This window comes from Polynucleobacter sp. (genome assembly GCF_044342855.1).
GTDB lineage: Bacteria > Pseudomonadota > Gammaproteobacteria > Burkholderiales > Burkholderiaceae > Polynucleobacter.
In genome coordinates, this window is sequence record NZ_JBIIPA010000043.1 from 1 (window position 1) to 9,912 (window position 9,912).

Here is a 9,912-nt window from a genome sequence, read left to right on the forward strand (position 1 = left end):
AGCAGAATATGCAGCATACTATTACCAGCAGCAAAAGCAGTGCCAACAGCAGCAAAGCAAGATGGGTCAGAATATCGACCTTACTTAAACCAAATGGCCTCTATGAAAGTCGGGGCGGTTCAACTTGATAGATCTTGATTGTTTATCAAGTGATGCGGAAATGATGTGCTCGCTAATGCCATGTATCGCACTATCAATCCTTGCTAGTCGACGTGCATCCACCTGGGTGTTCTGAAAGAAACTATCCTACCATAGAGCCATACATAGCTTAGGGTGAAAAGCACTAAGAAGGCGATGAGGATGGCGGTGTCGTGCCAGAAAATCATTGCAGGAACGATAGATAGGGTTGTAAGGATCCACAGGTATGGTGAGGTTTTGGCATTCGCACTGAACCACTCGTTCTCATTCTTGATAACTTTAGAGTTCAGAATTCTTCTAAAGATCAGCGAGTGGAAGTGAATGCCATCGGGCTGTCCTGGACTTTTTCCTTGATGGATTTTTCTGCGGTAGATGGTAAATAGTGTTTCTAGAATTGGGTAGCCGTTAATCATTAAGGCAAACCATGGAGATACTTCAGAATGTCTCGCAACCACGAGTACGCTCAATGTTGCCACCCAAAATCCAATCAGGTAGGCGCCGCCATCTCCAAGGAAGATGAGGCCTCTAGGGTAATTCCAGATAAAGAAACCCAAAATGGCGCTGGCCATAGTGAAGTTAAGACGAGCGAGTAAAGGGTCTCCCAGGACCATGCTGACGTAGCCCAATGCGAGCAGTGTAATGATGGCCACCATGCTGGATAAGCCATTAAAGCCATCAATAATGTTGTAAGCATTCGATACGCCGGTGATGGCAAATATGGTGAGCAAGATCGATAGGGCTGGAAGTGTGAGAAGGTAATCAATGCCCGGAATATCTAAGCTTGGAATTTGAGCCCCAAGCAAGATGGTAGCCAATAGTGCGCCGATGGCAGTAAATAATAATCTTGTTTTCACGCTAACCCGTTTGCAGAGATCTTCCACTAGCCCAATTGCAAAGACTGGGGCCGCGCACAAGAGTAGGGTGTATTCAAATCCTTGATCGGGGCTACTTCGTAAATTGCTAGCAATGGCGATGCAAATACCCAAAGCGATTCCAATTCCACCAACTCTAGGTACGGTAGTCGTATGAAATTTTTGAGGGCCATCTAAAAGACAGTCACCAGAAAAGCGCTGATGGAGTTTTTGGGTGCGAATGATGAGTATCGTCGTGAAACAGGAAATAAAGAAGGCGATAAACAGATTACTCATATTTTCATTATAAAATCTATTGGAATTAAAATTCAAAAAAATTCAGTTTTTAAGTCATTTTTTGGGTGATTTTGGTTCTTTTGGGTGTGAGATAGCCCTTAAATAAGGCTTGTCCAACATTTTTCACCGTTTTATCTCATGGGTTCAAAATGAAGTTATTTCTGCAAAATTTCCTCGTTATTGCTTTATTGGCAAGCTTCTCCTTAGGCGCCCAATCCCAGCAAGTTACCTTTTCACCTATCAATGCCCAATTTGAGTACGACCTCAAGATCAGCACTGATCCTGGCAAGCGTGCAGCCTATCTAAAGCAATCTGGTGAGGCCCCCAGTCCTTACGAGCAGGTCTATAGCTTAATTAAGGGATCAGTTTCCGTGGCTAGCATTGTCGATAAGGTAGATATCGGTAAAGATAAATACCGCATTAGCTCTACTGGAACTTTGGGTACCGTGCTCTCTACCGTATTGCAGGATCAGAAGTTAATTCGGGATTCAGTTGGCACGGTTGGCGCTAACGGCATGCTGACTAATACCTATCAGGAAAAGCGCGGCAATACCGAATTGCTGATCGCTAAGGTTGAGAAGAATGCGCTGAACATTTATAAAGTCTCCTCCCGTACTTCACCAGTAGGCTCCGCACCTTATGCCGGTCGTCTGCTTGACATGCTGACAGTGGGTTATCAGTTTATGGGCCGCGATTTACCTACTAAATCCATTGTGTTGCCAGTAACCGATGGCCGCTCGCTGAAAAATTACACCCTAGTGCGTGGTGAAGCTTGGGAGTTTCCATTTGATGGCGCCAAGGTAAAAGCGATTCGCTATTACAAGACTACCTCTAAGGATGACTCTGCTACCTTTGAGGTATGGTTCTCAGAAAAAGACCATGTACCACTGCGTTCAGTGATTGGCTTAAGCGATCAATATGGCGCAACTATTCAGGTGGATTTGAAAAAGCTCCCTAAACTGTAAAACACTGGAATTGATCGACATCATGCAGAGTAAGATGCTCAAAATCATCATTGGCATAGTGCTGGTTTTATTTGTATTTTTCAGCATCCTGATTAGTGGAGTGTGTCAGCTCACGCAAAACAATTCTGCACCTACTAATCCTGTAGTGAGCACCGTCTCCAATGCCTTATCTGTGCCAAACCCGATTCAAAAAAGTGCTCCACCAGATCCCTTTTCTTGGGAGCCTGTCTTGCATCAATTGCTGCAATTTTTCTCAAAGGCTTGCCCGCGTTAGAGGATATTTATTGCTGAATCTTATCCGCAGGCGCTCTGACAGTAATAATGGGCTCACCTGATTTTCTGGTGGCCGAAGAGGTGTAAACCACCTCTGGTTTATTTGTCTTGGAATTTCTTAATTGATTTGGCGCTTTCAGCTTAATATCTTTAAAGATGAAAGTGTAGCGTTTTACATCACCATTATTCGGTTTGCCTCCAATAGCAAAGAGGAGCTTGGCATCAATTGGGATGCCGCCCTTGCTCACCTCAAAATGGAGGTGAGGCCCAGTAGAATTACCGGTATTACCAACAGTAGCAATTTGTTGTGATTGTTGAATGATTTCACCGGCCTTGACGAGTAGCTTTTGGCATGCCCATAGCGGGTAATGATGCCCTGGCCATGATCTATCTCAACCAAATTGCCATAGCCTGGTGCGTAAGCTGCATACAGGACTGTGCCTTTGCCAGCAGCAAGGATGGGGCTACCTAATTCTGCTGGGATGTCTAAACCATCATGGTTTTCATGTAAGCCAGTAAAGGGCCCAATGCGATTGCCATAGTCACTAGAAATATTGGAGCTTTTAATTTCTTTTACGGAGCCTAGGACAGTTGGTTTAGATGGAAGTGTGTTCAGCATCGCCATTGCAATAGATTGAGGGTGATTGCTCTGAGCACTTGGCGTATTGGCTGCTGGCTCTGCAGAGGCATTTGTGATGAAGATGCTGTATGCAAAGCACCCGAGCAAGAAAATAATTTTGAGCTTTACATTTCTATAGCTTATACAACTTATACAGCTGTTCAGGGCTCTATTGATCGTTGCTATTGTGAGCATATTTGGCGTTAAGGCACCAGACTCAAGAACAAATACTCAAAGAAGATGATGAGGTGTACTACACCTTGTAGCAAGGTGGTTCTGCCGATTGCCAATGTCAGTGCGCCAATAAAGAAGCTGAGATACATCAGCGTCATATTTAAGCTGCTAATACCTAGGCTGATTGGCAAATCAAAGAAGATAGCAAATGCAGCTACGGTGGGGATTGTTAGGCCAATGCTGGCCAGGGCTGAGCCTAAAGCCAGGTTCAAGCTGCTTTGTAAGCGATTGGCTCTGGCTGCCCTGACGGCTGCATAGCCTTCAGGCAGCAGAACGAGCATTGCAATCGCAATACCAACTACTGTTTTAGGGGCGCCAGCCGCTTTAACTCCAGCCTCAATGGCGGGGTTCAGCGCCTCAGCTAAACCAACCACAACTGCAAGAGAGAGTAGTAGTAAAAAAACACTCACAGTGGTCTTGAGATTGCTAGGTTCATCTGCATGGACTTCACTATTCGCCCTCTTGTCTTTTGCGTTGGGAAGATAGTAGTCGCGATGACTGACTGTTTGAAAGAAGATAAAAGCGCCATACAAGGCAAAAGAAGCGATACCCGCAAAGGCAAGCTGACTCTTGGTGAAGTCTGGACCTGGAGTGCTCACAGTCACCATGGGCATTACCAGAATGAAAGTCGCTAATGCACTTAGAACTGCCAGTGCAGAGTTTGTTCCCTCATTACGGAAAGACATTTCATGATGCTTAAAGCCGCCCATAAAAATACACATGCCAATGACACCATTCATCACAATCATGACGGTAGCAAAGACGGCGTCACGCGCAATAAATTGAGAGCCTTCATGACCGGCAAACATCATGGCAATAATCAGTGATACCTCAATAATGGTGACGCTAATGGCCAATACCAATGTACCGTAAGGCTCCCCAGTCTTGTGTGCAATAACCTCCGCATGATGCACTGCAGATAAGACCGCCCCAATTAAAGCGACAGCCATTAGGGCGATGAACCAAGTCTGGCTAAGCAAAGGGGCTAAAGAGTGCATAAATAAATCTTTTTAGTGAGAAGTGCAATTGCTCGTTAATATGGAGTGCTAATGAAATAGCTTTATTGATGAGGCTATTTTAAAGTGATTTAATTAGAATCATTAAAAGTACTTTGCCACTAGCTCTATAAAGATTGATATGAAAGCCCTTATCCTATTTGGCCATGGTGCCCGTGATAGCCGTTGGCGTGAGCCATTTGACCGTCTGGCTGGCTTATGGAAAACCCAGCATCCCAATGTTCGGGTGGAATTAGCCTTCTTAGAGTTAATGAAGCCCAGTCTAGAGGAGGCTATTACTCTGCTGGCAGATGACGGAGCCACTGACGTGGTGGTTGTGCCTGTCTTTTTTGGGCAAGGCGGCCATTTGCGCAATGACTTCCCGGTATTGCTGTCCGATTGCCAAGAGAAATTCCCTGGTATGGCTTTAAGCGCTACGCCTGCTGTCGGTGAAGATGAGGCCGTCTTGCAAGCCATCATCGAATTTAGCGCTAGGGCTCTGTAAGTTTTCTGTTTGTTTGTTTGCTTGCTTTTCTCGTAAGGCTTCGCCAACCATAATCAGGGCAGGTGAGGCACTATCAAACCAATCATTCGCTTTGCCATTGGCTAACTCTCCTAGGGTGCTAGACCAGTGACGTTCATTCTGGGTGCTCACTGCTTCCAGAATGTGTACTGGTGTATTGCTAGCGTGTTGCGAACTATTTTCTATTAATTGCTTAGCAATGCTTGCAGCATCTTTGCGGCTCATGTAATACACCAAGGTATCGGCTTGTGGGTTTTGAATTGGTTGCTGCTGACCACTGTTATCACCGAGATTCTCAGCGCCTTGCGCCAAAGTAACAAAAGCAACACTACGAGAGATTCCACGTAATGTCAGGGATTGCTGAATAGCTGCAGCACCCGCCAATGCGGCTGTAATACCTGGCACTACCTCTACTTCAATATGATGATTTTTAAGTGCTTGGATTTCTTCATCGGCACGGCCAAACATCATGGGGTCACCACCTTTAAGGCGAACGATGATTTGATGTTTGTGGGCTGCATCAACCAATTTTTTGTTGATGAAATGCTGCGCTGATGAAAGCTTGCCACAGCGCTTACCTACTGGTTCTTTAATGGCTTGCGGGCATAGATCCAGCACGGCTGGATCAACTAAAGCATCATGAAACACAATATCTGCTTTAGCTAATAAATTTGCACCACGCACAGTAATGAGATCGGCTGCGCCAGGGCCGGCGCCCACTAGATACACTTTACCGAGTTTGTTTGGATTGTTCATGGTGTATCTGTGTTGACTTGGACTTAAATGGCTTCTTGAGTAGTACGAGCATCTCGCCAGCTGTTTTGTGTAGTCACGCTAAATAGATCAAACTGCTTTAGTCCGATATCCAGATTTTGATCAGCGCGTAATTCAAAAGCATCAAAGCCTACACGTGCACCTTGTAAGAGCTGATCAATTAAGACATCACCAATCGCACGAACTTCACCGTGCCATTCAAAACGATCTCTGAGTAGGGCGGCAGTGCTAAAACTCCTGCCATCTCTAAAGATAGGGAAATCCGCACCCACCACTGGCCAGAGGTTTTTACCCTCATCAATGAGGTCAGCATGCTTGAGGATGTCATCATCAGCAGCAAACCAAACACCAAGCTCACCCTTGCTTACTTTGTTTGTCACATCAGCATTCTTATGGTGGGTAATCCACCAATGAAATGGCACTAATACTTTGTGTAATCCATGCTCTAGGTCTGGAATGCCGCCCTCATCGCGTTCGCCGTCCCAAACTTGCCATTCATTGGCAACTACTGTGGGCTTGCCATCTTTGGGGAAGTAAATGATCTGTTGGTTCATAGTTTTTCCATGATTAAGCTAACGATCCTTTGGAGTGCTTGCCATTGTTCTTGTAGGCAGCCTCTTTAAACGGAGCCACACCGAGTCTGCGGTAGGTGTCAATAAACGGCTCATCCGCAGTTCTTTGCTCTACGTAGGTATTGATGAGACTAGTCATGACATCAGGGATTTCATTCGCGTAGAAAGAGGGGCCAATCACTTTGCCGATGGAGGCATCATTGCCTTGTTCGCCACCTAAGGTGATTTGATACCACTCTTCACCATCTTTATCCACGCCTAGTACGCCAATATTGCCAACGTGATGATGGCCACAGGAGTTAATGCAACCTGAAATATTAAGACTGATATCACCCAAATCAAACAAGTAATCCAAGTCATCAAAACGTTCTTGAATCGCTTTCGCAATGGGGAGGGATTTGGCATTGGCTAGTGAGCAGAAATCGCCTCCAGGGCAAGCGATGATGTCGGTAAGCAATCCAATGTTGGGTAGGGCTAGGTTGTGATTCTTGGCTGCGCGCCAAAGATGAAGTAATTGCGTTTGTTCTACATCGGCTAACACTAAATTTTGTTCATGCGTTACACGCAGTTCACCAAAACTATATTGATCCGCTAGATCTGCAATGGCATTCATCTGAGCGCTAGTAGCATCGCCAGGAGCAACAGTGCCATGAGGTTTGAGCGAGAGAATCACGCTCGTATAGCCGGGCACTTGATGTGGTTTAACGTTGCGCTCCATCCAGCGAGCAAAAGCCGCTCTTTCAGTCTCGGGTGCGGTGGCTAGAATGGCTTCATCGTTTAATGCGCTTAACTTTTGATATGCAGGCTTAGTGAAGTGCTTGGCAACACGATCCCATTCCGCTAGCGTGAAATTATCTTTACTCTGTTTTGCTTCATTGTGAAGGCATGCCCATTCACCTTCCACTTGGCGTGCAAACTCTTCTGGACCTAAAGCCTTTACTAAAATCTTGATACGAGCTTTGTAGAGATTGTCTCTTTTACCAAAGCGGTTGTATACGCGTAGTAACGCAGTTAAGTAGCTTGGTAGAACTTGCCATGGCAAACCTTGCTTAATTAATGATCCCAGTATGGGTGTGCGGCCCATGCCACCACCTGCATAAATGTCAGCAGTTAGTTCACCCGCTGGATTTTTCTTGAGCTCAATTCCGACGTCGTGGCAAAGCAAGACAGTACGGTCTTCTTTGGCGCCATTAACGGCAAACTTAAATTTACGTGGCAGGTGCGCAAACTCAGGATGCAAAGTTGACCACTGGCGCAGCAGTTCACAAACGGCGCGAGGATCAATGTATTCGTCGGCAGCAACACCAGCAAAGGCATCGCTTGTGATATTGCGAATACAGTTGCCTGATGTCTGGATCGCATGCATCTCCACCTTGGCTAATTCAGCCAAGATGTCCGGAGTCTGTTCTAGCTCCACCCAATTGAACTGAATGTTTTGACGGGTGGTGAAGTGTCCATAACCTCGATCGTACTTATCCGCAATGAAGGCGAGTGTGCAAAGCTGCTTAGCGCTCAATAAGCCATAAGGAATAGCAATGCGCAGCATATATGCATGGCGCTGATGATAGAGACCATTCTGCAGGCGGAGTGGGCGGAATTCTTCTTCGGCTAGGGTGCCATTGAGGCGGCGCTCAACCTGGTCTCTGAATTGGATAACCCGTTGATCTACAAGGGTTTGGTCAATATGGTCGTATTTATACATAGCTCCACATTGTCCGTGACTTCAATTATTTCTACAAATAATTAAATATTAAATCTATATATCTATTTCTATATATAGATTCAACGTCTATTTCAGATGCATGTCTAAATAAAAGTAATAAAAGTTCCACATAAAAGGTTCTGTTTGGTAGAATATAATAGGGCATGATCCATTCGTTCTCATGTGCGGAAACTCAAGCCCTTTTTAACAGCCACCAGTCCCAAAGATTTAAGAGTGTAGAGAGGGTAGCTAGGCGAAAGTTGCTGCAATTACATGCTGCTACTGAGTTGCATAGTTTGCGGATTCCGCCGGGGATTAGATTGGAGTTGCTTGTAGGCAACAGAAAAGGTTGTCATAGCATTCGTATTAATGGGCAGTGGCGCATCTGTGTCGTTTGAAAAACCGATGGGGCTTATGAGGTGGAGATAGTGGATTACCACTGAGGGGAACATGATGTTAAATCTATTGGATGAAATTCATCCTGGCGAAATATTGCTGGAAGATTTTATGAAGCCGATGGGGATCACTGCACGCCAGATTGCAGCCGATATTGATGTATCTCCAAGTCGGATTAGTGAAATTGTTCACGGAGCTCGCCCAATTACTGCGGATACTGCAATACGACTAGGTCTATTTTTTAGGATGGATCCAAAGTTCTGGTTAAGCCTTCAGATGGAATATGACATCCGGGTAGCCAAAAGAACCTTGCAGAAAGAAATAGAGCCGCGCATTAGAGTCTTCCAAATGGCAGCCGCTTAAAAAGATAAAGCCCCGCTGATGAACTGACCCACAAAAGTTGGACAGTTTATTTAGGTTACCAGAAGGGATTGAGTTCGGTATTGCACTGGGCTCAATCCCTTTAGTTTTTGTTTGATTCGATCATGGTTGTAGTGGTGGATACATTCCTTTAGCCCTGCTTTAAACGACTGCACACTCTCAAACTTCTCTCGATAGAAGAACTCGATCTTCATGATCCCAAACCAGTTTTCCATGACGGCGTTATCTAAGCAGTTCCCTTTTCTAGACATGCTTTGGGTAAGACCTTGTTCTTTTAATGTTTGTTGATAAAACCCCATCTGATATTGCCAGCCTTGGTCTGAGTGCAGCATCGGTTTATCTTTGGGTTTGAGCTTCTTAAAAGATTTTTGAAGCATTTGCATCACCATGTTCATTTGGGGGGCGGTCGGCGATCTCATAGGAGATGACCTCTTGGTTGTACAGATCCAATACGGGTGAGAGATACACCTTGTGACCCAAGACATTGAACTCAGTCACATCGGTGACCCACTTCTGATTGGGGGCTTTGGCTGTGAAGTTACGCTCAAGCAAGTTGGGAGCCGCCGTACCTACAGATCCTCTGTAGGATTTATAGCGCTTAGGTCTCACGGTCGGTTTAAGGTGAAGTCTGCCCATGAGCTTTTGCACCGTCTTCGGATTGAGGTAGCAGTTTTGATGTCCTGGCTCCTCTTGCACACGCCGATAACCATAGCGACCTTTGTGGCGATGGTAGATGGTCTTAATGCTCTCCTTGACCTCGCGATAGGGATCCGCCTTAGTACCAGCGCCAAGCTGATAGTAATAGACGCTTTTGGCCATATTAGCTACCCCCAGAATCGTTTGTAGGGGGTGTCGCCGCCTTAACTCAGTGATGACTTGGACTTGTTCTTGCTTGCCAAGTACTTTTGCTGGGCTAAGGCTTGCAGCTTTTTTAGGTAAGCGTTCTCCACCTCCAAATAGTGCAACTTACGCAGGAGCTCATCAGGCGTGAGCTCAGAAGAAGGTTTGGCTAAAAACGCTTGGATCTCATGACGTTTTGGCATCGATGGTCGTCCCTTAGGTTTGGGTTCTAGGGCTGTAATACCACCTTTATTGTAGAGGCGTTGCCAGCGACTGATTGTGCTGGGTGCTGGGGTATTAAAGTGGGATGCCGCTTGATTGATCGAGAGCAGGTGTTGCTCCATATGCCGCA

General features: G+C 45.7%; 11 protein-coding genes and 2 pseudogenes. 5 read left to right on the forward strand and 8 right to left on the reverse strand.

The window, feature by feature from the left end; all coding sequences use genetic code 11:
• Positions 1-203: 203 nt before the first annotated feature.
• Positions 204-1,286: a glycosyltransferase gene (locus ACIQZ3_RS10265; RefSeq protein ID WP_397392824.1), complete on the reverse strand. Its 1,083-nt coding sequence runs from the start codon at positions 1,284-1,286 to the stop codon at positions 204-206.
• A 149-nt stretch (positions 1,287-1,435) separates the two neighbouring features.
• Between ACIQZ3_RS10265 and ACIQZ3_RS10270 the strand changes: the two genes are divergently transcribed.
• Both ACIQZ3_RS10270 and ACIQZ3_RS10275 read left to right on the forward strand, forming a co-directional pair.
• On the forward strand, positions 1,436-2,251 hold the full coding sequence (locus tag ACIQZ3_RS10270; RefSeq protein WP_397392826.1) for a hypothetical protein: 816 nt from the start codon (positions 1,436-1,438) through the stop codon (positions 2,249-2,251).
• Positions 2,252-2,273: 22 nt separating this feature from the next.
• Positions 2,274-2,525 carry a hypothetical protein gene (locus ACIQZ3_RS10275; RefSeq protein ID WP_397392828.1) on the forward strand — a complete coding sequence of 84 codons (252 nt, stop codon included), beginning with the start codon at positions 2,274-2,276 and terminating at the stop codon, positions 2,523-2,525.
• Positions 2,526-2,532: 7 nt separating this feature from the next.
• Here the strand turns inward: ACIQZ3_RS10275 and ACIQZ3_RS10280 are convergent, their stop codons facing one another.
• The 3 genes and pseudogenes from ACIQZ3_RS10280 to ACIQZ3_RS10290 form a co-directional block, all read right to left on the reverse strand.
• Positions 2,533-2,772, reverse strand: a complete 240-nt coding sequence (locus ACIQZ3_RS10280; protein ID WP_397392844.1) for a hypothetical protein — start codon at positions 2,770-2,772, stop codon at positions 2,533-2,535.
• A gap of 33 nt (positions 2,773-2,805) precedes the next feature.
• Positions 2,806-3,338 (reverse strand): annotated as a pseudogene (locus tag ACIQZ3_RS10285) (M23 family metallopeptidase); the annotation flags it as partial.
• A gap of 8 nt (positions 3,339-3,346) precedes the next feature.
• Positions 3,347-4,375, reverse strand: a complete 1,029-nt coding sequence (locus ACIQZ3_RS10290; protein ID WP_397392830.1) for a calcium:proton antiporter — start codon at positions 4,373-4,375, stop codon at positions 3,347-3,349.
• 133 nt (positions 4,376-4,508) lie between these two features.
• Here ACIQZ3_RS10290 and ACIQZ3_RS10295 point away from each other — a divergent pair, with 133 nt between their 5' ends.
• Positions 4,509-4,877 (forward strand): sirohydrochlorin chelatase, encoded by a 369-nt coding sequence (locus ACIQZ3_RS10295; protein WP_397392842.1) that lies wholly within the window; start codon positions 4,509-4,511, stop codon positions 4,875-4,877.
• Here ACIQZ3_RS10295 and cobA read toward each other — a convergent pair.
• From cobA to ACIQZ3_RS10310, 3 genes are read right to left on the reverse strand one after another with little or no spacing between them, the layout of a single operon-like run.
• Positions 4,800-5,651: a uroporphyrinogen-III C-methyltransferase gene (cobA, locus tag ACIQZ3_RS10300; RefSeq protein ID WP_397392832.1), complete on the reverse strand. Its 852-nt coding sequence runs from the start codon at positions 5,649-5,651 to the stop codon at positions 4,800-4,802. The two genes, ACIQZ3_RS10295 and cobA, sit on opposite strands and share 78 nt — an antisense overlap.
• A 23-nt stretch (positions 5,652-5,674) precedes the next feature.
• The gene (locus tag ACIQZ3_RS10305) at positions 5,675-6,223 is read right to left on the reverse strand and encodes a DUF934 domain-containing protein (RefSeq protein WP_397392834.1); all 549 of its coding nucleotides are present in this window, start codon (positions 6,221-6,223) and stop codon (positions 5,675-5,677) included.
• A gap of 13 nt (positions 6,224-6,236) precedes the next feature.
• Complete coding sequence (locus ACIQZ3_RS10310; protein WP_397392836.1) at positions 6,237-7,943, reverse strand: nitrite/sulfite reductase; 1,707 nt, start codon at positions 7,941-7,943, stop codon at positions 6,237-6,239.
• Between the two features lie 164 nt (positions 7,944-8,107).
• On the opposite strand from ACIQZ3_RS10310, the gene ACIQZ3_RS10315 reads away from it, so the two are divergent.
• On the forward strand, positions 8,108-8,341 hold the full coding sequence (locus ACIQZ3_RS10315; RefSeq protein WP_397392838.1) for a type II toxin-antitoxin system RelE/ParE family toxin: 234 nt from the start codon (positions 8,108-8,110) through the stop codon (positions 8,339-8,341).
• Between the two features lie 52 nt (positions 8,342-8,393).
• Positions 8,394-8,702: a HigA family addiction module antitoxin gene (locus tag ACIQZ3_RS10320; RefSeq protein WP_397392840.1), complete on the forward strand. Its 309-nt coding sequence runs from the start codon at positions 8,394-8,396 to the stop codon at positions 8,700-8,702.
• A 50-nt stretch (positions 8,703-8,752) separates the two neighbouring features.
• Here ACIQZ3_RS10320 and ACIQZ3_RS10325 read toward each other — a convergent pair.
• Positions 8,753-9,912: pseudogene (locus ACIQZ3_RS10325) on the reverse strand (IS3 family transposase); the annotation flags it as partial.

What these genes read in the sequence shown, in the direction of transcription:
- ACIQZ3_RS10265 (WP_397392824.1), bottom strand. Translation starts at nt 1,286, where the DNA reads ATGAGTAATCTGTTTATCGCCTTCTTTATTTCCTGTTTCACGACGATA.
- ACIQZ3_RS10270 (WP_397392826.1), top strand. Translation starts at nt 1,436, where the DNA reads ATGAAGTTATTTCTGCAAAATTTCCTCGTTATTGCTTTATTGGCAAGC.
- ACIQZ3_RS10275 (WP_397392828.1), top strand. Translation starts at nt 2,274, where the DNA reads ATGCAGAGTAAGATGCTCAAAATCATCATTGGCATAGTGCTGGTTTTA.
- ACIQZ3_RS10290 (WP_397392830.1), bottom strand. Translation starts at nt 4,375, where the DNA reads ATGCACTCTTTAGCCCCTTTGCTTAGCCAGACTTGGTTCATCGCCCTA.
- cobA (WP_397392832.1), bottom strand. Translation starts at nt 5,651, where the DNA reads ATGAACAATCCAAACAAACTCGGTAAAGTGTATCTAGTGGGCGCCGGC.
- ACIQZ3_RS10305 (WP_397392834.1), bottom strand. Translation starts at nt 6,223, where the DNA reads ATGAACCAACAGATCATTTACTTCCCCAAAGATGGCAAGCCCACAGTA.
- ACIQZ3_RS10310 (WP_397392836.1), bottom strand. Translation starts at nt 7,943, where the DNA reads ATGTATAAATACGACCATATTGACCAAACCCTTGTAGATCAACGGGTT.
- ACIQZ3_RS10315 (WP_397392838.1), top strand. Translation starts at nt 8,108, where the DNA reads ATGATCCATTCGTTCTCATGTGCGGAAACTCAAGCCCTTTTTAACAGC.
- ACIQZ3_RS10320 (WP_397392840.1), top strand. Translation starts at nt 8,394, where the DNA reads ATGATGTTAAATCTATTGGATGAAATTCATCCTGGCGAAATATTGCTG.